Raw genomic sequence first — 22,345 nt, 5'->3', positions numbered from 1 at the left:
AGACCGATCACGACGGCAGGCCCGGCGTCAACGCCGGGCCTGCCGTCGTGCCTTTCCACCTTTTGGTTCCGGAACCAAAAGAAAGAGCCATTCTGTATTTACTCGTGCTGATATAAGCCATAGGTTTACCTCATCCACCGAGCCGGTATCAACGCGACGATTCATCATGGCCGCGACCGGCTTTCCTCGATGAGGAGACGAATGGACGACACCACCCATCGAACCGGAAGATTCCCACGGCGCTCACTTCTCGCCGTCGGCGCGCTCGGCGCCGCCGTACCGGCCATCAGCGCGGTCGCACTCCCGCAGACCCCGGCCAGCGCCGGTCTCGCCGTCGTCAAGAAGGTCACCATCTATGCCGAGGCACTGCCCGGCGGCCTCTACGGCTACGGCCTGGAACCCGGCAAGGCCACCGTCCCGGGCCCGGTCCTGGAGATCTACGAGGGTGACACCCTGGAGATCACCCTGGTCAACACCACCGACAAGCGCCTCTCCATCCACGCGCACGGTGTCGACTACAGCACCGACTCGGACGGCAGCCCGCTGCACGCCTCCTACAACGAGCCGGGCCAGACCCGCACCTACCAGTGGCGCTCCCGCGAGATGTCCACCGCCCCCGGCCGCCGGTTCATGCCCGGCAGCGCCGGTTACTGGCACTACCACGACCACGCGATGGGCACCGACCACGGCACCGGCGGCGTGGCCAAGGGCCTCTACGGCGCCCTGATCGTGCGCCGTAGAGGCGACGTCCTGCCGGACAAGCAGTTCACCGTGGTCTTCCACGACATGACGATCAACAACAAGACGGCGCCGAACACGCCGATGTTCGAGGCGAACCTCGGCCAGCGGGTCGAGTGGCTGGCCATCGGCCACGGCAACCTGTTCCACACCTTCCACCTGCACGCGCACCGCTGGGTGGACAACCGCACCGGGATGCTGGAGAGCGTCAGCGACCCCAGTCCCACGATCGACAACAAGGACCTCAACCCGGGCAGCTCGTTCGGGTTCCAGGTGATCGCCGGTGAGGGCGTCGGCCCGGGCGCCTGGATGTACCACTGCCACGTGCAGAGCCACTCCGACGGCGGCATGTCCGGAATCTTCCTGGTCCGCAACGCCGACGGCGGCATGCCACCCGGCGCCGAGGAGGCCATCGAGCGCTTCCGGGGCCATGCCCACACCACCGCTCATCAAGGGGTGCACCAATGAGACGAGCAGGACTGTCGGTGATCGCGACACTGGCCCTGGCGGCCGGGGCGACACCGCTGCCGGTGAGTGCAGCACCGGCCGTCGCTGCGGCACCGGTGTCGGTGGTCGTATTCCACGGTCTTGAAAACGGGCAGCATGATCCGGTCGCCGTCGCCGCGAGCACGATCCAGCAGCTCGGGCAGGCGGCCGGGATCACTGTCACGGTCACCAGCGATCCGGCCGTTTTCACCGCGGCACAGTTGAACCGGCACCGGGCGGTGGTGTTCCTGTCCGCTGAAGGGGTCACCCTGACCCGCGACCAGGAGAGCGCGCTCACCTCGTACATCAAGGGTGGCGGTGGTTTTGTCGGTGTCGCCGACGCGGCCAAGGCGCAACTGGACTCGTCCTGGTTCACCGGTCTGATCGGCACCCGGCCCGCGGGCGCGATCCCGGCCGCCGAACCGGTCGCCACGGTCACCGCCAGCGGCGAGAACGCGCCGAACGAGACCAAGGAGAAGCTGACCGACAACGATTCCAGCACCAAGTGGCTGGTCCGCACCCCGACCGGCTGGGTCGCCTACCAGCTGGCCACTGCCAAGACCATCACCGGGTACGCGCTGACCTCGGCCAACGACACCGAGGGCCGCGACCCGAAGGACTGGACACTGCAGAGTTCCCCGGACGGCCAGACCTGGACCGACGTGGACAAGCGCACCGGGCACGCCTTCACCGACCGGTTCCAGACCCGCCGTTTCGAACTGGCCACCCCGGCGACCACCGCGCACTTCCGGCTCGACATCACCGCCAACAACGGCCAGCCGCTGACCCAGCTCGCCGAACTACGCCTGTTCACCGGAGCCAGCACCCCACCGGCCGAACCGGGCGTCGACCGGTCGGTGGTGAACGTGCTCGACAGCCGGCACCCGGCGACACGTTCGCTGCCGGCGACGATCAGCCGCTCGGACCGCTGGTACAACTGGGACCCCAACCCGATCGGCACCGTGCACACCCTGGCGCAGGTCGAGGAACGTCACTACCGCCCGGGCATCAGCGCCAACGGCGCGTTCCACCCGATCTCCTGGTGCCGTGACTACCAGGGCGGGCGCTCCTTCTACACCGGCATGGGCCACACCGCCGACAGCTACGCCGAGGACGGCTTCCGCAAACACCTGACCGGTGCGCTGTCCTGGGCGGCCGGGCTGGTGCGCGGCGACTGCCAGGCCACCATCGCCGCCAACTACCGGACCGAGCGACTCACCGCCGTCAACCAGACCGGCAAACTGGACCAGATCGGTGAACCGCACGGGCTGACCATCGCCGCCGACGGCACCGTCTTCTACGTCGGCAAGGCCGCCTGCCCGACCGGGCCGGTGGTCAGCTGGGACGACCCGAAAGTGGGCCTGGGCTGCGGCACCATCCACTCCTGGAACCCTCGCACCAAAGCGGTCAAACTGCTGACCACCCTGCCGGTGATGGGCAACCGGGGCAGCGGCACCGAGCTGGTGAAGAACGAGGAGGGCCTGCTCGGCATCGCCCCGGACCCGGCGTTCGCCGACAACGGCTGGCTCTACGTCTACTGGATGCCGCACTCCTCCATCGACCGCACTCGTCGCGTCGGCGAGAGAACCGTCAGCCGCTTCACCTACGACCACGCCACCGCCTCCCTGGACCAGGGCACCCGGATCGACCTGCTGAAGTTCCCGGTGCAGATCCACAGTTGCTGTCATGCCGGTGGTGGGATGGCCTTCGACAAGAGCGGCAACCTCTACATCGGCTCCGGCGACAACAACTCCTCCGAGGGTTCTCAGGGCTACTCCGGCAACAACTGGACCCAGGAGTACGCCGGGATCTCGTTCCAGGACGCCCGCCGCACCTCCGGCAACACCAACGACCTGGCCGGCAAGATCCTGCGCATCCACCCGGAAGCCGACGGCACGTACACGATTCCCGGCGGCAACCTGTTCCCGCCCGGCACCGCCAAGACCCGGCCGGAGATCTACGTGATGGGCGTGCGCAACATCGCCCGCCTGCAGATCGACCCGGAACACGACTGGCTCACCGCCGGATGGGTCGGCCCGGACGCGTCCACCCCGAACCCGCAGCTCGGCCCGGCGAAATACGAGACCGCCACCATCATCACGTCAGCCGGTAACCAGGGCTGGCCGTACTGCATGGGCAACCGGCAGCCGTACCGCGACCGCAGCAGCACCGACGCCACCGTGCTCACCGGCTGGTACGACTGCGGCAACCTGGCCAACACCTCACCGCGCAACACCGGACTGACCGACATCCCGGCGGCCCGCGACAACATGATCTGGTACTCGCCGGGCGGCGGCGGCCCGGTCTTCCCGCCCCGCGCCGACGGCACCGGCATCCCCACCTACAACGCCGCCGACGCCGTCTACACCCAGCCCTACCTGCGCGGCGGGGGACAAGCGGTGATGTCCGGCCCCACCTACCACCACGACCGGGTCGACCCGGCCAGCACCGTCGCCTGGCCGGCCTACTGGGACGACAAGTGGTTCATCGGCGACCAGAGCAACTCCGCGAACCGGGTGGCCGTCACCGTCGACCCGGCCGGAGTCCCGCAGCAGAAACCACCGCTGTTCGCCGAAACCCTGCGCGCCATCCTGCCCGGCGGCAACGCCGATACCCGGCTGATGAGCTGGATGGACGCCAAGTTCGGCCCGGACGGGGCGCTGTACCTGCTCGACTACGGCGGCGGCTTCTTCACCCTGCACGCCGCGCAGAAACTGCTCCGGGTGGTCTACACCGGCGGCGCCCCGACACCCACCCCGGCCGCCGCGGTGGTGGAAGTGCAGAACAAGGCGCTGACGTACGCGTTCAACGGCTCCCGTTCCGGTGGAGTCGGCCACCGCTGGGAATTCGGTGACGGCACCGGCTCCACCGAGGCCGATCCTCGCCACACGTACGCCAAGGCCGGCTCTTTCACCGCCCGGCTGACGGTCACGTACGCCGACGGCGAGACGGTCACCACCGCCACCACCGTCACCGTCGGCTGTTCAGTACCGGACACCCGGAGCACGGTGTGGATCGGGGACACCGACACCGGCGTGCCCAGCAAGCCGACCGGTGGCGGCTGCACCCTCAACGACCTGATCGACGACGAGGGCCAGTGGGCCAGCCGCGACCAGTTCGTCCGGCACGTCACCACGATCGCCGACGCCTGGCTGCCCGTCCGGCAGGCCGGCGTCCTGACCAGGGCCGCCGCGTCCACACCTCCCACCGGGTACGAGCCGCTGTTCGACGGCACCGCCACCTCGCTGCAAGGCTGGGAACAGGCACCGTCCGGATCCTTCAGCATTCAGGCGGACGGTGCGCTGCGGTCGGCCGGTGGACTCGGCATGCTCTGGCACACCAAGGAACTCGGCGACTTCTCGCTGCGCCTGCAGTTCAAGGACGTCGCCCCCGGCACCGGCCGCGCCAACACCGGCGTGTTCACCCGGTTCCCCGACCCGCGGATCCCGCTCGTCCAGCGTCCACCGGACAGCTGCGGAACGGCCGGCAGCGCCCGCACGTCGCAGGCCTGGGTCGCGATCTATTGCGGACACGAGATCCAGATCTACGACGGGGAGACCGGCGAGACCCAGAAGACCGGATCGGTCTACAACTTCGACCCGGTCACGCTCGCCGACGGCCGGAGCACACCCAAGAACCAATGGAACGACTATGAGGTACGCGTGACCGGCCAGCACTACACCATCATCCGCAACGGCGTGGTCATCAACGAGTTCGACAACACTCCCGGCAAGCAGTCGTCGCGTGCCGGGGACCCGCCCACCGACCTGCGGCAGTTCCTGCGCGGTCACATCGGCCTGCAGAACCACGGCGACAGCGACACCGCCGAGTTCCGCAACGTCCGGGTGCGTGCCCTATGAGTTCCGCTTCCTGGAGAAGGCGTGTGCTGGCCCTGGTGGCCGGGCTCGTGGTCGCGATGACCCCGCTGCTCGTGCCGCCGGCGTCCGCCGCGCAGACCCTGACCTGGACCGCCGACGGCGACATCACCCGCTACAAGTCCGCGCCGACCACGGCGACCGCCGGCGAGACCACCATCGTGTGGGAGAACAGCGAGGCCACCGGCAACACCCTCGGCATGCCGCACACCCTCACCTTCGACACCAGCACCGAGGGTTACAACCACGACGTCACCCTCAACATCCTGGCCAGCCCGTTCGACGCCACCGACGGCAAGCACACCGCGACCGTCAATCTGACCCCAGGCAAATACCGCTATTTCTGTACGATCCCCGGGCACAGCACCATGGTCGGTGAACTCGTCGTCACCTCCGGGGGTGGCGAGGACACCACCGCGCCGACCGTCTCGGGGGCTGTCACCGGGACCCGTGATCCGGCCGGCGCGTATGTCGGCTCGGCCACCGTCACGGTCACCGCGTCGGACTCCGGTTCCGGTGTCGCCGGTGTCGAGTACCAGGTCGACGACGCCAGCTGGCAGGCGTACAGCAGCGGGGTCGTGGTCTCCGCTCCGGGTGATCATTCGGTGCAGTTCCGGGCCACGGACCGGGCCGGGAACGTGTCCGCGGCCGGCTCGGTGACGTTCACGGTCGTGGCGGCGGGTGATGACGACACCACGGCACCGGCCGTGTCCGCGCAGCTCGCCGGCGCCCGGGACGCCGCCGGTGACTACGTCGGCTCGGTCTCCTTCACGCTGACCGCGACCGACGCCGGCTCCGGGGTGGCGTCGGTGGAGTACCAGCTCGACGGCGGAGCGTGGACCGTCTACACGGCTCCGGGCGCGGTGAACACGGCCGGGACGCACATGCTGCACTACCGGGCGGTCGACAACGCCGGCAACACCTCCGCAGTGCGGATGGAGCACTTCACGATCGTGGTGCCGCCCGTTCCGGACACCACCCCGCCGGTCACGACGGCGACCGTGGCCTCGTCGCCCGGCCGGGCCACCGTCACCGTGACCGCCACCGACGCCGATTCCGGGGTGGCTTCGGTGGAGTACCAGCTCGACGGGGGAGCGTGGACCGGCTACGCCGCGCCTGTCGTGGTGACCGCCGCCGGTGCACACACCCTCGGCTACCGCGCTACTGACAACGCCGGTAACACCGCGGCGGTCAAGTCGGTGACCCTCACCGTCGCCGTGCCGGGAGCGTGCTCCGACACCCGCGCCACCGTGATCATCGACGGTGACGACACCGGCATCCCCAACACCGTCACCGGCGACGGCTGCACCATCAACGACCTGATCGCCGAACACGCCACCTACCGCACCCACGCCGCCTTCGTCCGGCACGTGGAGACGGTGACCGCCGGCCTGGTCGCCGCCGGCACCCTCACCAGCCGACGGGCCGGAACCATCGTCCGCACCGCCGCGCGCTCGAGCGTCGGCTCATGAACCGCCGAGGGAGCACTCCTATGATCAAATCGGCCGTCGTCGCCGCCGTGGTCACCGTGACCGCGCTGGTGGCCGTTCCCGCCGCACACGCCGCCCTGGTCACCCACTGTGTCGGCACCGGGGGAGCGGTCACCGTCCCCAACGACCTGCTCGTCCCGGCCGGGGAGTCCTGCACCCTGACCGGCACGATCATCACCGGCAACGTCAGCGTGCTCGCCGGTGCCAACCTGGTCACCGACGGTGTTCGCATCGCCGGGGACCTGCAGATCGCCGGGGACGGCTACCTGGACGCGGACGGCAGCACGGTCAACGGTTCGGTGGAACTCGCGGCCGGCGGCTACGGCGTCTACCTGCGCGACTCGACGACCGGTTCGGTAGCCGTACGCCCGCAGGGTTCGGCCCCTGGGGAAAGCTTCCTGTTCGTCGAGGCCAGCAGCGTGAGCGGAACCGTGAACGCCCAGGCCGGGCAGGTGCGCCTGGACCGCGGCAGTGCGGTGTCCGAGTCGGTGAGCACCAACAACAGCCACTACACCGACGTGCACGACTCGTTCGTGGACGGCACCCTGTCGGTGCTGAACAGTGCCGGCGGCAGCGTCGTCTGCGGCAGCGCCGTCCGCGGCAAGTCGACCTTCGCCGGCAATCTCGGCGGGGTGCAGCTCGGCCCGAACGGCCGCCTGGACAGCTGCGCCTCCGGCGGCTACTTCGGCCGTGAGGTCGGCATCAGCAACACCACGGGTGGCGTCACCGTCGACGACACCATCATCGACGGCGCCCTGAACCTGGCCGGTAACAGCCCGGTCGCCCAGGTCGCCGCGAACAACCGCATCCGCGGCGGCGTGCACGGCCCGCAGGCACTCGGTGCGGTCCAGCGCCGTGCCCCGGCTGCGGAGGCCCGTGACACCGCCGTCGACCGGTCGGCCGGGGATCGCCGCACGTCGGCGGTCCGGGAGGCCACCGCCGCCGGACCCGCCGACCTGTAGACGCCCGGTAGAGCCGTGCCCCCTCCGGGCGCGGCTCTACCGGGACGGCCGCCAGATGCGTACGGCGTTGGCGTGGTCGCTGGACGCCACCACGAGACCGCCGTCGGCCTCGATTGCGGCCACGTTGTTGACCATGCTGGTCCGGTGTTCGCGGTAGTGGTCACCGACTTCTCGCATCCGCTCGTCCAGGATCGCGGCGCCCTTCTCGAAACCGGCGACGACCAGGGTCCGGCCGGCGACTGTGACCAGCGCCGTCGCGCCGTTGCGGCCGTGGTCGTGCTGATCGAGGGCGGCGATCACGTCATCGGTGAGGGCGTCCAGCAGAACCAGGTCGTCCATGGTCGTGACGTCCCATTCGTGGTCCTCCTCGTTGGCGTCGCGCCCGTGCAACACCACCGGCCGGCCGTTCATCAGGCCGAGCACCGCCACCTCGCCGCCGTCGCTGAGGTAGACCGGTTCGGTGACCGGCTCCCGCGCGAACACGTCCCACAGCACCGCCACCGAATCCGCCTGGTGTCTCTCGTCGCCGACGGCGGAACCGTGCACGTACGCCAGCAGCCGGTCGCCGGTAGCGGCCATCGACAGGGCCGTGACCGTACGGCCGACCGGCAGTTCGGAGACCTGCTCGCCGGTGACCACGTCCCAGATCCGCAGAGTCCGGTCGGCCCCCGCCGCGCCGGCCAGAGACCGGCCGTCCACCGTCACGGTGCCCACCGCATACATCTCGCCGTCGCCGCGGTGCAGGGGAACGCCGAGCGCGGTGCCGGAGTTCGCGTCCCAGCGCTGCACCAGCCCGTCCGCGGTGACCCCGATCAGGATGTCGCGGCCCGGCCCGCCGAACGCCACCCCGGTGACCCGGACCGGACCCACCGTGATCGTGCCGGTGATCCGGCCGGTGGCCGCCTCCCACAGCCGGATGGTCCCGTCATGGGAACTGGACGCGAACGCCGCCCGGCCGTCGCGGACACCCGCGGCCAGGGCCGTGATCCAGGCGGTGTGCCCGGTGTCCAGCGGCGGCGCGCCCAGCATCCACATCCGGGGCGCGCCGGTGGCGGCCACCGAGATCACCGCGGTCTCGTCACCGGCACCGGTCGGCAGCAGCGCGGTGATCTTGCCGGTGTGGGCGGCGAACGGGGTGCCGATCGCTTCGCCGGTGGCGAGATCCCAGAGCCGGACGGTCATGTCATCGCCACCGGTGACCACCGTGTCGCGCCCGGCGACCTGAACGAACGCGATGGCCGACACCCATTCGCTGGTGTCCTTCGGCAGGCCGTCGCCGATCCGGTGGCCCCGCAGCACCGGCCCTGCCTCGTGCCCGGTGGACGCGTCCCAGACCTGGACCGTTCCGCTGCTGTCACCGGCGGCGAGCAGCGTCCGGTCCCCGATCCGGCCGGCGGCGAGAACGTTTGCCATCTTCAGGTTCTCCGCGCTGACGGCGCCGGCGAGTTCACCGGTCCGGGCGTCGTAGAACTCGATGGTCCGGTTGAACCGCCGGGCCACGGTCGGCCGCCCGGCGAACTCCACGAAGACGACCGGGCCGGGCCACTTGTGGAAACGATCCGACTCGGCGGGGATCTCCCGGTAGAAGACCGTCCGGGAGATCTGCGGATCCCACACCCGCAACGCCGTCGGGACGGTGTCCGAACGGCCGGTCAGGACGGCGAACACCGCCCGGCCGTCCAGGACACCGGCCGCGATCGTCTGCACCCCCGCACCGAACGGCGCTGTGCGGACCGGGAGACCCGACTCGAAGTCCCACACCACACCCGTGGTGCCGCCGCACACCAGCAGCGCGCCCCGCCCGCCGACGTCGGCGAAGGAACACTTCCGCTTCTGGATCTCGGGCTGGATCGGGCCGGCATAGTAAGGGCTCGGGACCAAGACACCCGACGTGGCGTCGAACACCGTCAGCGCCCGGTTGTCGTAGCCGGTGACCGCCGTCGTCCGGCCGTCAAGGACCGCCAGGGCCAGGGCGCTGGACTTGCCGAGGTCGACACCTCGCAGCCGCCGCCCGCCCGGCCCCGGCGACCAGACCTCGGTGCCGTTGCGGCCCTGGTATCCCCACTGCACCAGGGCGGTGATCTCGTCGCCCTGGGCGGACAGCCGCAGATCTTCGATCCGCCGGTCACCGACCAGGTCGACGTCCCACAGGGCCGACAGACTCACCTCGCATCCGGCGGTGACGTCCCACGCCGTCAAGGCGCCGGAGGCCTGCCGCCCGTACGGGAACACCACCCAGAGGTGGCCGCCGACCACCACCGTCGCGACTTCGCCGCTGTCCCGGCCGGTGAACGGCTCACCGACGGTGTCGCCGGTCAACGCGTCCCGCAGCGTGTGGAGACGGAGCCGGACGTCGTAGCAGAGGTGCAGCAGCCTGCCCTGATACTCGACCAGCGCCTTGATCCAGCCGAGGCCGTCACGCTGGACGATCACGCTGCCGTCCCCCGCGTCGCACACCGTCGGCCCCACGGCGACGACACCCCGGCCGTCGATCGTGGCGACCGCGATCGGGCTGTCCAGCCGGAAGCGCGGGAACTCCACGTCGAGGGGCTCACCCGACCACGCGTCGCGTAACCGCAGCGTACGGAAGCAGTCGTCGCCCTCGGCAGGGGTCTTGAGCAGCAGCGCGAGGACGGCCCGGTCACCGCACATGCCGGCGGCCGCGGCGCGTGGCCCCGCCGAACCGTGCAGCGCCGCCCGATCCGGAACGCGCTCGCCGGTCTCCAGATCCACCACGCAGTAGTAGGACCCCGCATCGGTCGGCAACCCGAAAGCGGCCAGCGCGGGCCGCCCCGCGACCGTGACCAGCGCGGCCGGCCCGACATCGTCGAACGTGTGCTTCTCGTCGAAGCCGAGCGGGGTCCGTAACACCCGGTGCGGTGCGAAGATCGCGTCCTGTTCCCAAGCCTGGGTCATCCGCCGCACCCTACTCACACCACATTGTGGACCCCGTCACTGGTCTCCAGATCCGCCACCGACTGTAGGGCCTCGTACGGCGGCTTCGTGTCTTCGCATTTCAGACCCTATGTAGAGATGCTTGCAAGGGTGGGTTATGGTGTCTCGCATGGCAAACCCGAAGAGCCGTTCGACCAATACGCGCCGCATCTGGGCGGCCACTGCGACAGCGGCGGCCGTCGTGGCGGTGACGGTGGGGGTCGTGGCGTTCAACCCGAGCAAACCACTCAACGCCAAGGCTCCCACCGCGGCAGCCGCCGATGCCGGGCAGGCGCTGCAGGACTCCGTGTCCGCACTGCGTACCGGCAACTACACCTTCACCCGCACCGGTGCCGGTTTCATCGCCGACATCCAGCAGGGCACGGTGGCTCTGCCCGCTGGGGCGTCGATCCGGCACACCGGCACCTTCGCGGTGGCGCGCACCGGCTCCGCGACGCGCCTGCAGTACCTGCTCCACGTGCAACCCGAGCTGCACGACCAGTACCGGCAGTACTGGCGGAAGAACACCACGCCGGCCCAGGCCCGGAAGATCGACAAGATCTACGAGCAGCTGGACGGCAGGAACTGGGTACGCGCCGACGAGAGGAAACTGGCGGACGCCGCCGCCGTGGACGAACAGAGCGGCCTGGACGTCATGGCTCAGCTACCCACGGTGAAACAACCCGACGCCACCGGAGCCGGCGCGTTGATCACCGCGGTGACCAGCGCCCAGCGGTCCGGCAACGTGATCACCGGGACGCTGGACGCCACCGGCCAGGACCCGTTCCTGCAGCAGGCGTTCGGCGATGCGGCCTACCTTTACGGCCCGGCCGCCAAGGCGATGTCCTACCGGGCGACCCTGGACGATCAGGGCCGGCTCACCGAGGTCACCGTCACGATGCCCGATGAGATCACCTCGCAGCCGGCCGAGCCCGTCGAGCCGACACCGCCACTGGTCATCGGCATCTCCGACTACGGCCTGACCAAGGCGCCGGCGATCCCGGCCACGATCAAGGGCGAACTGACCGCCGACGCGTACGAACTGCTCGCGCGCGACACCGACTGACAAGGATCTACGATCCGAGGGTGGGATCTCGGGCGAATGTCGCTGTCAAACAGAACGATACGTGGACGCACTGCGGGAGCAACGGGCTGGGCTACAGCCTCGACGCGTGGCTCGCACTCGGTCCCGATCCCGCGCTGGCGGTCGTCCGGTCGTTTCCGGCGTGGGATCGGAACGAGTGGCAGAGCGAGTCGGTGTGTGAGGCGGGGGCGCTGATCGATCTCGACGGAAAGGACCTACTGGTCTTCCTGAATGCCGCTTACGACGAGCGCCTCGCCCTGCTGAACGCGTATCGGCGTACCTGGCCCGGCTGGACTGTCCGGTGGGCGTACAACGGCATCGCTGATGTCACCGACGTACTCGATCTGGACCGGTCTGTTCTTGATCGTGATCCGTGGGACGACACGGATCTTTTCCGGTGGGGACGTTCGGACGGGGATGAGCCGTTCGATCTGCGTTATCTGGTCACGGTCGGTGACAGTGCCTACGGCCTGGACGGCTGGGCGGTGCGGCCGTGGCAGATCGGACCCGATCTGCTCGATCAGTTGGCCGGGCTTCCGCAGTTGTCGACGTGTCCGGAGGTTCCTCGCGGTGGGCTGCACCTGGACCCGGCCAATCGTCGTGCCACAGTCTGGTCGATCGATCCGGTCCTCGGCTTGTCCGACCGTTTCGCCGCCCGTTGGCCGGGCTGGAGTCTCGCATTCCGCGAAGACCGCTATCAGGAACAAGAAGGCGCGTTCACCTTTCCCGACCCGGCGCCTGCCGTCGAACAGCGCACACATGATCTGGTAGAGCGAACGGTGGAACATTGGGCACCGGCAACCGTCGAGTACCGCGACAGCATGCCGAAGCGGCGCGGCCGAGACCCGTTGTACGGCATGGGTGACGCTGATCTGACCATCGCCGGCCTGCAGAGACTCGTCGACCTACTGCTCGAGCCCGCTCTGCTCTTCGACGTTGCGGCGTACGCCCGCGAAAACTGCGGTTAGAGGAAGTCGTGCGTACCGTTGCCGACCTTTTCGACGAGCATCGGCGGGCGGCGTTTCCGTCCCGGTTGAAATACGACGACGTCAACGGTGTCGAGATGGTCGGCGTCGACGTCAACGTGTCGGGCTGCGTCGGCACCTGGCTGGAGAACGGTGGACGCCTCGACGACCGGCGGTGGAACACCCTTGCGGAGTGCGAGCAGCGCCTCATCCGGGTGATTCCTGCCCTGGGCGGGGAGGACGCACTCTACTGCCGGCGCCTGCTGGCCATGACGGTCCTCATCCTGGAGAATCCCGACGACGCCCACCACCTAGTCCACCGCGGACTGTGCTGACGTCTTGCTGATGACGACACTGATCTGGCGGGTCGTGCTGTTGACAATGATGCCTTCGCATTCCGGATCCGCTGACGCCATCTAGCAGCACTCGACCGGATACACCGGTGTTGCACTGCGAGCCTGGCGTCCGCGCCGCGATCTCAGGGTCGGCGAAGGTGAGGATCCGTTGTTTTCCGTCGTCGTCCGAACCTGGACGTGTGCCCCGGCAGCAGGACCGCCGGGGCACAACTGTCAGGCGGCCGGTTCGATCCAGACGTTGCGGTACTGGACCTTGTTGCCGTGGTCCTGCAAGCGGATGGCGCCGGTGGACGGGCCTTCCGGGATGTTGCCGCCGGTCCCGCGCGGGATCTCGAGGTTGTCGTGGACCTTGCGGCCGTTCCAGACGACGGTGATGCGGGCGTTCGACGTCTTGGCTCCGGCCGTGTCGTAGCGGGCGGCCCGGAACGTGATGTCGTACGTCTGCCAGGTCTCCGGTGCGGTGGCGGCGTTGAAGTCCGGTGCCTTCACCGTGTAGACGGCACCGGCTTCGTTGTCGGCCGGAGTGGTGTCACCGTACGAGTCCAGGATCTGCAGTTCGTAGCGTTCCTGCTGGTAGACGCCACTGTTGCCACGGTTCTGCCCGGTCACGTCGGGCGGCAGCAGCGGAACCTTGAACTCCACGTGCAGCTTGTAGTCCCCGTACGCCTCCTTGGTCCGGAGGTCCCCGCAACACACCTCGGTGGCGTTGCCGCCGGTCAGCGGCCACTCGGGACGCCGGCCGTCGGTGTGCTGCCAGTCGTCCAGGTCGCCGCCGTCGAACAGGACGACCCGCTCGCCGGGTTTCCGGACACTGATCAGGTCCAGGTTGACGTGGCCGGTGTCGAGGGCGTCGATGCGGTACGTGACGGTGTTGAGGCCCTTGCGCAGGTGCACTGTCGAGGTGGCGGTCGCCCACTCCTCCCAGGTGACAGTGGTCGGCAACGGCACCTGCTTCACTTTGCGGTTGTTGACGTGCAGGCTGACCGTCTTGGTGCCGCTGAACGGGTCGGGGCCGTTGGAGTAGCGCAGCCCGACCGCGTACTCGCCGGCCTTGTCCACGCTCACGTGCATGGTGGTGGACGCGTTGAGTTTGCCGAAACCGGCGGTGAAACCGATGCCCGAGTAACCGCGGTGATCCTTCGCCAGGGTCGCGCCGCCTTCCCGGTAACCCTCCTCGGCCTCGTAGAACACCTGCTGGACCGGCTTGCCGGGCAGTTCGTTCACGGTGTACCAGGCTTCGGTGCTCCACAGCGTCTCGCCGTCACGGGACGCGAACGGGCGCGGCGACCGCAGGTGCACGACCCGGTCGCGGCGCAGCCCGGGAACGGTCAGCGTGACCGTTCTGCGGTCGGCGGAGACCTTCGCGGCGGTCACCGCCAGGTTCTCGGTGTCGACTTCGGGACCGCCGTACTGTTCGGTCGCGACATACCGCCACTGTTCGATCTGGTACGCGGTGGCCAGCTTCGCCACGGTGGTGTCGGACAGCGGCTCGGTGTACTCGATCTTGAAGCCGTCCCCGGTGACCTTCATCGTCCTCATGTCGAACACGCTGGTGCCGTTCGGGGTGAGTTTCTGCAGTCCGAACCGCAGTTTGCCCTCCTGGCCCCAGTTGCCGTCGGCACCGAGCCCGCCGACGTAGATCGCGCCGTCGGGGCCGAGTGACACCCGGTTGATGCCGGCTTCCAGACCCTGGGTGTGCCGGAAGATCGCGCCTTGTTCGACACCGTTGACGGTCTCCAGCGCGGCGCGCTGCAAGCCTCCATAGGTGACATCACCGATCAAGACCTGGTTCTTGTACGGGCCGGAGTCCAGGAAGACCGGAGTGCTGGGGGAGTTGCCGATCTGGTTCTGCGGCATCCACAGCACCGGCCGGGTCACCGGTCGGGCATCGTACGGCCCGTCGGGGTTGGTGTAGTGATTGTAGAAAGCCTTGTCTTTGATCTTGATCAGTTTCGACGACGGCAGCCATCCGCCCTGGTTGTCGGTCACGTAGATCGAGTGGTCCGGCCCCCAGCCGATGCCGTTCGGGGTCCGCAGACCACCGGCGAGGGTGGTGACCTTGCCGCTCCTGCGGTTGACCACGATGTGCGTGCCGCGCCCGCCGACCGGCTGCGGGTCGGTGGTGGCGCCGCCCAGGTTGATCGACACCGACAGGTTGAGGTGGAAGTCGCCGTCGCGGTAGAGCAGACCGAACGCGAACTCGTGGAAGTTGCCGCCGAACGGCCAGACCGCCACCGTGCGGCGGGTGTCGAGGACCTGGTCACCGTCGGTGTCCCGCAGTTCGGTCAGCTCGTGTTTCTGCGTCACGTAGACCGAACCGTCGACGACTGCCACACCCATCGGCTCTTTGAGGCCGGAGGCGATCTCCTGGTACGTCACACTGGCCGGCCCGGTCCGCCCGGTCACGTTCGAGACCAGATAGACCTTGCCGGCTACCTCGTCCGAGCCACCCCACGTGGTGATCACCATCTTCTTGTCCGGCCGCCACGCGATACCGGTGACCTGCGGTTCGAAGCCCGGCGGGCGCAGATCGGTGAGCGTGTAACCGGGGTTGACCGCGGTCAGCGGCAGCCCGTCACCGGGCGTGTCGGTGCCGGAGACACACTCCTTGCGCCCCGGCGCGGTCACCCGCACCACACCCGCGTCGGTGGTCAGCGCACCGGCTGGCACGATCGTGAAGTCGTCGGCGCCCGGCGCCCGCCAGGCCAGCCGCAGCTCCTGACCGCCGCCGGCCTCGAAGTGCTCGACACGCAGCGGGTGCAGGCCCGCCGTCAGGTCGATCACGCCCTCCTTCGCCGCCGAACCGTGCAGCCCGTCGTGGTCGATGACCAGCTTGTCGCCGATCCACAGCTTCGAGCCGTCGTCGCTGGTCAACCGGAACCGGTAGGAGCCGGCCGCCGGCGCGGTGAGGTTGGCCAGGGCGTGTGTGACGAAGTTGGACTGCAGACCGAACTGTTCGTCGGTGGACCAGTCGACGGTGGGCATCAGCTTGTCCACGTTGGGGGTCTGGCCGGGCTTGAGTTCACAGATCCGGCTGAGCGGCACCCCGATGTCGTACGTCCGGAGGGTCACCCCCGGCTCCTGCTCGATCGGTTCGGCGGCGAACGCCGGCATCGGTGTCACGGTGAGGACGGTGGCGGCTGTCAGCGAAGCGAACCTGGACGCACGTCTCATCTGCGCTCCCGTTACGGAGGTGATTCATGACTGTGAACATCCTTATCCAACTTCCATCGAGAGGTCTATATCTTTCGATGATCCGGGTCGGAACTTTTCCCCGAGCAGACCAAAAGTCCCGGTTTCTCTATGATGCGTACGCCTCGATGTATCGATGTCGAGGAACACGGGAGGAACCACATGAAGAACCCGACCACCTGGCGCGCTCTCGCCGGGCTGGCCGCGATCACGCCCGCCCTGGCCCTGACCGCACCCGCACAGGCCGCCACCCGGCCGCTGGTCGCCGGTCAGCCGGCCCAGGTCTCGGCCGCTCCGGGTGGCGTCGTCCACGCCCCGATCTCGGTGAAGAACATCGGTGACACCGCGGTCGACGGCACCGGCCTCTGGTACGGCCTGCCCTCCGGATACGCCACCCCGGACCGCTACTCCAACTGCCTCTACAGCATCTTCGGCGAGCTGAACTCGTGCCGGTTCGACCAGGTCCTGGAACCGGGCAAGACCTACCGTGTCGACCTGCCGCTGATCGTGCCCGCGGACCGGTACGCGCCGGGCGCGCTGACCATCCGGTTCGACTGGATGACCGGCCGCGACTACGACATCGTGGTGGGCAAGGACCGGCCCGCCGGGACGGGGGAGCCGCTGCGCTTGGTGGAGGACACCGCGCCGGGTACGCCGGAGGTCACCTCGTGGCAGACGATCCAGGTCGGCGTCACCGGGCAGCAGGGTGCCGACCTGGCCGTCACCGGTGCCAAGGCGTCCGGTGCCGTCGGTGACGTGGTCCAGGTCAAGGCGAGTGTCCGCAACAACGGCCCGGCCACTCTCGACTGGCCCTACGACGGTCCCACCCCGGGGCTGGTGGTCGTGACGATTCCGCCCGGCTCCACGGTGGTGACCGTGCCCAGCAACTGCAAGGCCGAGACCGATGGCCGGTACGCGTGTGAGGCGCCCCGCCGGTTCAAGGTCGGTACCGCGTACGGCTTCACGTTCGGTCTGCGCATCGACCGGGTCATCCGGGACGCGTCCGGCCGGGTCGAGGTGAACCCTGCCTGCACCTGCGCGCGTTTCGACGCCGACCTCGACCGGTCCAACGACATCGCCGAACTGGTGCTCAACCCGTCGCCGACCGCACCGGGCGGCACCGACACCAACCCGCCCGTCATCGCCGCGACCGGCCTGACCGAGGGCCAGTGGGTCGGCCGGTACCCCCGGTTCACCCCGGCGCTGTCCGACGACGTCGGTGTCACCCGGGTTCAGGTGCTCGTCGACGGCGCCGTGGTCTTCGACGGCGACCTGCCGCCGGAGCTCTCGTTCGTCATGCCGTCGGCCACCCACGGTCAGGCGCCGAAGGTCACCGTCCGGGCCTTCGACGCCGCCGGCAACAGCAGCGAACGCAGCACCCGCGTGCGGGCCGACCTGATCGAACCGTCGGCGTCGATCACCCCGGCGTTCGGGGCCCGGCTCAGTGGCGTGGTCACCTTCCACGCCACCGGCGTCGCCGCCGACACCACCCGCATCGAGATCGTCGACTGGGACGGCCGGGTCGTCGCCGCCAGCACCGCGGCACCGTGGACGATGACCTGGGACACCCGCGGCCGGACCAACGACGACCTGGTGACGATCCGGGTCTTCGACCAGGCCGGTAACGCCGCCGTCGACCTGGGTCGCTACCAGCTGGACAACAGCGGGCCGTCGATCACCGGGATCACCCCGGGGGAGCGGGCCCTGGTCCGCGGCAGTATCCGCACCACCGCCAAGGTGTCCGACCCGAGCGGCATCCGGTCGAGTGGTGTCACCGGTGGACGGGCCGCCGGCTCGGGCGTGTGGACCCTCACGCCGAAAGCCCAGGGCGCCTACATGATCACTTGGGTGGCGACCGACAGACTCGGCAACACCACCACCGCCCGGCGGGTCGTCGTCAACGACACCGTCGCTCCGGCGCTGAAGTTCACCAAGGCGCCGAAGAACAACGCCAAACTGACCAAGACGACGAACCTGACCGCGGTAGCCAGTGACAAGAACGGTGTCGCCCGGGTTCAGCTGCTGGTCAACGGCAAAGTGGTCGCCACCGACACCAAGGCGGGCTACACCTTCACGCTCAACCCCAGGAAGTACGGCAAGAAGTTCACCGTGCAGGTGCGCGCCTATGACAAGGCGGGCAACGTGAAGACCCTCGCCAAGCGGACCTACCGCCGCTGATCCTCGCTCGTTTCCGGCGTCCGCCAGACAGCGGACGCCGGAACGCCGACCTACTTGTACGACGGAGAGAGCAGCACCTCGTACGCGTGGATCACATGCTCGTCGTCGCCGTAGCCGATGTTGGCCCCCTGGAACGCCGGGCGCAGCTTGCCCAGTTGCAGGTTGCTGCCCTCGACGGCCGCCCGTGCCGCGTACAACGGCTCGCCGCTGCTCTCCCAGCCGACCTGGTACGCCTCGTCGGGCACGTCGCCGCCGTCGGCGATGCCCCACACCCCCCGGTCCATCAGCACCTCGTAGTCGCGCACACCCAGCTCTTCGCCGCCCCAGGCGATCCCGGCCATGCCCAGTCCGGGGCGGACCTTACCGGGGTGCAGGCCGCCGTGCATGTGGGCGCGGCACAGCCACAGCGGCGTCCCGTCCTCCTCGTAGCCGTGCGGGATCGCGCCGGCCGGGATCTGCCCGTTGCTCGCCGGTACCCAGCGATAGCCGTCCGCGTGCGGGACGGATCGGTTCGGTTCGAATGCCATCTTCACGATCGCAGAGCATATAGATCAAGATGAGCCGCTTTCGCCGGGTACCGGACTGTTGTGGATCGCCTCAGCGGCGCGGTTCCCAGCGGAACATCCGGACCGCGAACGTGACCGCCACGGCGACCCAGGCGAACGTGGGCGCCAGCAGCAGCAGCGACTCGGTCACCGCGACCCCGCCGTTCCACGCGTTGAGCATCAGCTCGGTGGCCGCGCCGCCCGGCAGCAGCCGCTTGAGCAGCTGCAGGTCCTCGGTTCCGGTGAGGCCGATCCAGCTCGCGACGGCTATCATGCCGAGGCTGACCGGCAGCGTGGTGACCTGGGCGTGCTCGGGCGAGTCGGTCACCCCGGCGGTGGCCAGCGCCAGCCCGATCATCATCGCCACCGTGGCCAGCACGGCCACCACCAGCAGCGCGATGTTGTCCGGCGTACCGGCGACCACACCGAAGACGATCAAGATCCCGGTCAGCTGTACGAGGGCCAGCACGGTCGTCGGCGCGACCAGCCCGGCCAGAATGCCGGTGTCGCTCTCGGCCGTGGACCGCAGTCGTTTGAGGAACAGGTTCTGCCGGCGTGAGGCGAGTGTGGTTACCGTCGAGGTGTAGAGCCCGAACGCGGCGACCGTGAACATCACGACCGCGGCGATGTAGCCGAGGCTGGCGATCTGCGCGAAGATCTGGTGCCGGTAGACGAAGAACGCGCTGACCGCGACCGGCATGACGAAGCCGGTGACCAGCACCAGACGGTTGCGGAAGATCTGGGCTAGTTCGGTGCGGGCGATGGCGAGCATGTGACTACCTCTCAGGCTTCGATGGCGCGGAAGACGTCGTCGAGCCGGGTCGCACCGGCCGACAGGTCACCCAGTTCCAGGGCGTGGTCCTGCGCCCAGGACAGCAGCAGATGCAGGTCCTTCTGCAGCTGGAAGGTATCCACCCGTACCGACCCGCCGGCCCCGATCACGGCCTGCACCGGCAGCGCCGGCGCGGGGGAGGCCAGCGTGAACGTGATGACCGCGGGCAGCGTGCGGGTCAGTTCGGCGACCGTGCCCTCACGGTGGAGGACCCCGCGGTGCATCAGCCCGATCCGGTCGGCGCGCTGCTGCGCCTCCTCCAGGTAGTGCGTGGTCAGCACCACCGTCGAACCGTTCTCCCGCAGCCGGTCCACCGCCGTCCACAGGTCGTCGCGGGACTGGATGTCCAGGCCGGTGGTCGGCTCGTCCAGAAAGATCAGCTCCGGGGTGCCGTAGACGGCGGTCGCGAAGTCCAGACGCCGTTTCTCACCGCCGGACAACTGCCCGACCAGGGTCTTGGCCTTGTGGGTCAGCCCGACCAGGTCGACGACCCGGTCCACGTCGTCGTCACGGCGGGTGAGCCGGCCGATCAGAGCGACCGACTCCCGCACGGTCAGGTCCGGGGAGAACCCGCTCTCCTGCAACATGATGCCCATCCGGGGCCGGACCGCCGCCCGGTCCCGCGGACTGCGGCCGAACACCCGCACGGTGCCCGAGGTCGGCGTCCGGTGCCCCTCGATGGTCTCCAATGTCGAGGTCTTCCCGGCGCCGTTGGTGCCCAGCAGCGCGTACAACTCCCCGGAACGGACCTGGAACGACAGATCCCGTACGGCGTGGAAGTCCCGGTAGGTGACGTTGAGGTTCTCGACTTCGATCACTGGCGTGGTGGACATGACTCGATCAGACCAGCGACCACACCCGTACGGTCAGTGTCGCCGTGTCACCACCGGGACATGACGTGGTGTCACTGTTGGCCGTCTGGATTCCCCTCGATACTGGGGGAGTGAAGGCCAGATCGCTGCACCTCACGGAGGCGACCCAGGGGCGTCTGCGCCGGCTCAACCTGTACACCGCGATGCCGCCGATCATGCTGGCCGCGGTGGCGATGGTGGCGGTCGACGTGCGCGCCTGGTGGCACGTGCCGGTGCTGGCCCCGGCGGTGATCGCCGCGCTGGTGGCCTTCGAACGGTGGACGGCCAACGACATCGGCCGGGTGGCGTGGCCGTGCCTGATCGTCGCGGCCGTGGGCTGGCCGGTCGGTGTCCTGGTGGTCGGTAGCCCCAACGCCTACTGGGGTGTCATCAGCGTCGCCTCGCTGGCCGTTCCGCGTCTGCCACGGCACCGGTACACCGCGGTGGCGGCCCTGCTCGGATTCGTGGCCGCGATCGGTGCGACCCGGCTGCTGGTACAGCCCGGCCTCGGCGTGCTCGCGACGTACGTACTCGTCCCGGTGGGCCTGACCACGGTGATCATGGTGCTTTCCTTCGTCGGCGAGCGGTTCTACGACATCGTGCAGGAACTGGAGATGTCCCGGGAACGTGAGGCCGAACTGGCCGTCATCCGCGAACGCGTCCGCTTCGCCGGCGACCTGCACGACATCCAGGGCCACACCCTGCACGTGGTGAAACTGAAGACCGCGCTCGCCCGCAAACTCGTGCACACCGACCCGGCCCGTGCCGAACAGGAACTGGCGGAGATCCACGGGCTGGTCAGTGACACGATCAAACAGACCAAGGAATTGGCGTACGCCCAGCGAAGGCTCAATCTGTCGGCCGAGCTGGAGAACGCGAAGAACCTGTTCGAGGCCGCCGGGATCCGGGTACGCGTCACCCGTGAGTCGGAGCCGGACGAACGTGTCAGCGAGATGTTCGGCCAGGTGCTCCGGGAGACGACCACCAACATCCTGCGCCACGCCCAGGCCACCCGGGTCCACGTCACCCTCGCGGCCTCCGGCATCGGCATCGTCAACGACGGCGCCGCGCCCGGTGGCACCCCCGAACTACGGGGCCTGTCCGCCCTGCGGCAACGCATCGTCACCGACGGCGGAGAACTCACCGTGACGGTGTCCGACGGCGAGTTCACCACCGCGGCCTCATTCGCCGGGGTCGGTACCCGATGACCAGTGTGGTGCTGGCCGACGACGAGGCCCTGCTGCGTAAGGCGCTCGCCGCACTGCTGCCGCTGGAAGGCGACATCACCGTGCTGGCCGAAGCCGCCGACGGCGCCGAAGCCGTCGCCGCCACCGCACGGCACCGGCCGGACGTACTCGTCATCGACCTGGAGATGCCGAACGTGGACGGGCTCGCGGCGGTCGCCGAGATCCGCCGGACCCGGCCACAACAGGTGATCCTGATGGTGACCCGGCACGCTCGTCCCGGCGTACTGCGCAAGGCCTTGAAGTTGGGGGTGCAGGGTTTCGTCAGCAAATCAGCGGAACCGGCACACATCGCGACCGTCATCGCCACCCTGCACGCCGGCCGTCGCTGGATCGACCCGGACGTGTCCGCCCTCGCCGTCATCGACGACTGCCCCCTCACCGACCGTGAACTCGACGTGCTGCGGGTGACCGGTGACGGCTACTCGGTGGCCGACATCGCCACCCGGCTGCACCTGGCAGCGGGAACCGTCCGCAACTACCTGTCCAGCGCCATGCAGAAGACCCAGACACAGACCCGCCACGAGGCGGCCCGCTACGCCCGCGAACACGACTGGTTGTGAGGTGGAACAAGGAGCATCCCCGGGCTTGGGTCGGCCTCAGCGACATCCCG

15 protein-coding genes are annotated in these 22,345 nt (G+C 69.0%); 10 read left to right on the top strand and 5 right to left on the bottom strand.

Annotated features, from left to right (window positions below; all coding sequences use genetic code 11):
- The first annotated feature begins 201 nt into the window (after window positions 1–201).
- The 4 genes from BLU81_RS11560 to BLU81_RS11545 are packed head-to-tail and all read left to right on the top strand — an operon-like array spanning window position 202 to window position 7,551.
- Window positions 202–1,206 carry a multicopper oxidase domain-containing protein gene (locus tag BLU81_RS11560; RefSeq protein WP_231954420.1) on the top strand — a complete coding sequence of 335 codons (1,005 nt, stop codon included), beginning with the start codon at window positions 202–204 and terminating at the stop codon, window positions 1,204–1,206.
- Complete coding sequence (locus BLU81_RS11555; protein ID WP_092544188.1) at window positions 1,203–5,084, top strand: ThuA domain-containing protein; 3,882 nt, start codon at window positions 1,203–1,205, stop codon at window positions 5,082–5,084. Before BLU81_RS11560 ends, BLU81_RS11555 begins: the two co-directional genes overlap by 4 nt.
- Window positions 5,081–6,571: an OmpL47-type beta-barrel domain-containing protein gene (locus BLU81_RS11550; RefSeq protein WP_092544186.1), complete on the top strand. Its 1,491-nt coding sequence runs from the start codon at window positions 5,081–5,083 to the stop codon at window positions 6,569–6,571. The genes BLU81_RS11555 and BLU81_RS11550 overlap by 4 nt, the downstream gene beginning before the upstream one ends.
- Before the next feature lie 20 nt (window positions 6,572–6,591).
- Window positions 6,592–7,551 (top strand): hypothetical protein, encoded by a 960-nt coding sequence (locus BLU81_RS11545; RefSeq protein WP_092544184.1) that lies wholly within the window; start codon window positions 6,592–6,594, stop codon window positions 7,549–7,551.
- A gap of 36 nt (window positions 7,552–7,587) precedes the next feature.
- Here BLU81_RS11545 and BLU81_RS11540 read toward each other — a convergent pair whose 3' ends face one another.
- Window positions 7,588–10,467 carry a WD40 repeat domain-containing protein gene (locus BLU81_RS11540; RefSeq protein ID WP_092544182.1) on the bottom strand — a complete coding sequence of 960 codons (2,880 nt, stop codon included), beginning with the start codon at window positions 10,465–10,467 and terminating at the stop codon, window positions 7,588–7,590.
- 148 nt (window positions 10,468–10,615) lie between these two features.
- On the opposite strand from BLU81_RS11540, the gene BLU81_RS11535 reads away from it, so the two are divergent.
- From BLU81_RS11535 to BLU81_RS11525, 3 genes are read left to right on the top strand one after another with little or no spacing between them, the layout of a single operon-like run.
- A complete protein-coding gene (locus BLU81_RS11535) occupies window positions 10,616–11,551 on the top strand; it encodes a hypothetical protein (protein ID WP_157751490.1) in 936 nt (311 codons plus the stop codon).
- 20 nt (window positions 11,552–11,571) lie between these two features.
- Window positions 11,572–12,537 (top strand): hypothetical protein, encoded by a 966-nt coding sequence (locus BLU81_RS11530; RefSeq protein ID WP_092544178.1) that lies wholly within the window; start codon window positions 11,572–11,574, stop codon window positions 12,535–12,537.
- 8 nt (window positions 12,538–12,545) lie between these two features.
- Window positions 12,546–12,869 (top strand): hypothetical protein, encoded by a 324-nt coding sequence (locus BLU81_RS11525; RefSeq protein WP_092544176.1) that lies wholly within the window; start codon window positions 12,546–12,548, stop codon window positions 12,867–12,869.
- Window positions 12,870–13,103: 234 nt separating this feature from the next.
- On the opposite strand, the gene BLU81_RS11520 is transcribed toward BLU81_RS11525, so the two are convergent.
- A complete protein-coding gene (locus BLU81_RS11520; protein WP_092544174.1) occupies window positions 13,104–16,064 on the bottom strand; it encodes a family 16 glycoside hydrolase in 2,961 nt (986 codons plus the stop codon).
- 180 nt (window positions 16,065–16,244) lie between these two features.
- On the opposite strand from BLU81_RS11520, the gene BLU81_RS11515 reads away from it, so the two are divergent.
- On the top strand, window positions 16,245–18,260 hold the full coding sequence (locus tag BLU81_RS11515) for an Ig-like domain-containing protein (protein ID WP_092544172.1): 2,016 nt from the start codon (window positions 16,245–16,247) through the stop codon (window positions 18,258–18,260).
- Window positions 18,261–18,310: 50 nt separating this feature from the next.
- Here the strand turns inward: BLU81_RS11515 and BLU81_RS11510 are convergent, their stop codons facing one another.
- From BLU81_RS11510 to BLU81_RS11500, 3 genes are all read right to left on the bottom strand, one after another.
- Window positions 18,311–18,787, bottom strand: coding sequence for a DUF3421 domain-containing protein (locus tag BLU81_RS11510; RefSeq protein ID WP_231954760.1), 477 nt, complete (start codon window positions 18,785–18,787; stop codon window positions 18,311–18,313).
- A gap of 70 nt (window positions 18,788–18,857) precedes the next feature.
- Entirely contained in the window at window positions 18,858–19,577 is a 720-nt protein-coding gene (locus tag BLU81_RS11505; RefSeq protein ID WP_092544168.1) for an ABC transporter permease, read from the bottom strand.
- 11 nt (window positions 19,578–19,588) lie between these two features.
- The gene (locus BLU81_RS11500) at window positions 19,589–20,470 is read right to left on the bottom strand and encodes an ABC transporter ATP-binding protein (protein WP_092544166.1); all 882 of its coding nucleotides are present in this window, start codon (window positions 20,468–20,470) and stop codon (window positions 19,589–19,591) included.
- Window positions 20,471–20,580: 110 nt separating this feature from the next.
- Here BLU81_RS11500 and BLU81_RS11495 point away from each other — a divergent pair, with 110 nt between their 5' ends.
- Together BLU81_RS11495 and BLU81_RS11490 are read left to right on the top strand one after the other, a co-directional pair.
- Window positions 20,581–21,696 (top strand): sensor histidine kinase, encoded by a 1,116-nt coding sequence (locus tag BLU81_RS11495; RefSeq protein WP_197686193.1) that lies wholly within the window; start codon window positions 20,581–20,583, stop codon window positions 21,694–21,696.
- Window positions 21,693–22,295, top strand: coding sequence for a response regulator transcription factor (locus tag BLU81_RS11490; protein ID WP_092544164.1), 603 nt, complete (start codon window positions 21,693–21,695; stop codon window positions 22,293–22,295). Before BLU81_RS11495 ends, BLU81_RS11490 begins: the two co-directional genes overlap by 4 nt.
- Window positions 22,296–22,345 lie beyond the last annotated feature (50 nt).

The organism is Actinoplanes derwentensis (assembly GCF_900104725.1).
In the GTDB taxonomy this organism is placed as follows: Bacteria; Actinomycetota; Actinomycetes; order Mycobacteriales; family Micromonosporaceae; genus Actinoplanes; species Actinoplanes derwentensis.
Note: the sequence above shows the minus strand (reverse complement) of the source record. Positions and strands in the feature narration are given on the sequence as shown.

Bases quoted from the DNA above. Each gene is read 5' to 3' on its own strand.
- BLU81_RS11505 (WP_092544168.1), bottom strand. From the start codon at position 19,577: ATGCTCGCCATCGCCCGCACCGAACTAGCCCAGATCTTCCGCAACCGT.
- BLU81_RS11560 (WP_231954420.1), top strand. From the start codon at position 202: ATGGACGACACCACCCATCGAACCGGAAGATTCCCACGGCGCTCACTT.
- BLU81_RS11500 (WP_092544166.1), bottom strand. From the start codon at position 20,470: ATGTCCACCACGCCAGTGATCGAAGTCGAGAACCTCAACGTCACCTAC.
- BLU81_RS11510 (WP_231954760.1), bottom strand. From the start codon at position 18,787: ATGGCATTCGAACCGAACCGATCCGTCCCGCACGCGGACGGCTATCGC.
- BLU81_RS11545 (WP_092544184.1), top strand. From the start codon at position 6,592: ATGATCAAATCGGCCGTCGTCGCCGCCGTGGTCACCGTGACCGCGCTG.
- BLU81_RS11520 (WP_092544174.1), bottom strand. From the start codon at position 16,064: ATGAGACGTGCGTCCAGGTTCGCTTCGCTGACAGCCGCCACCGTCCTC.
- BLU81_RS11540 (WP_092544182.1), bottom strand. From the start codon at position 10,467: ATGACCCAGGCTTGGGAACAGGACGCGATCTTCGCACCGCACCGGGTG.
- BLU81_RS11550 (WP_092544186.1), top strand. From the start codon at position 5,081: ATGAGTTCCGCTTCCTGGAGAAGGCGTGTGCTGGCCCTGGTGGCCGGG.
- BLU81_RS11490 (WP_092544164.1), top strand. From the start codon at position 21,693: ATGACCAGTGTGGTGCTGGCCGACGACGAGGCCCTGCTGCGTAAGGCG.
- BLU81_RS11555 (WP_092544188.1), top strand. From the start codon at position 1,203: ATGAGACGAGCAGGACTGTCGGTGATCGCGACACTGGCCCTGGCGGCC.
- BLU81_RS11535 (WP_157751490.1), top strand. From the start codon at position 10,616: ATGGCAAACCCGAAGAGCCGTTCGACCAATACGCGCCGCATCTGGGCG.
- BLU81_RS11515 (WP_092544172.1), top strand. From the start codon at position 16,245: ATGAAGAACCCGACCACCTGGCGCGCTCTCGCCGGGCTGGCCGCGATC.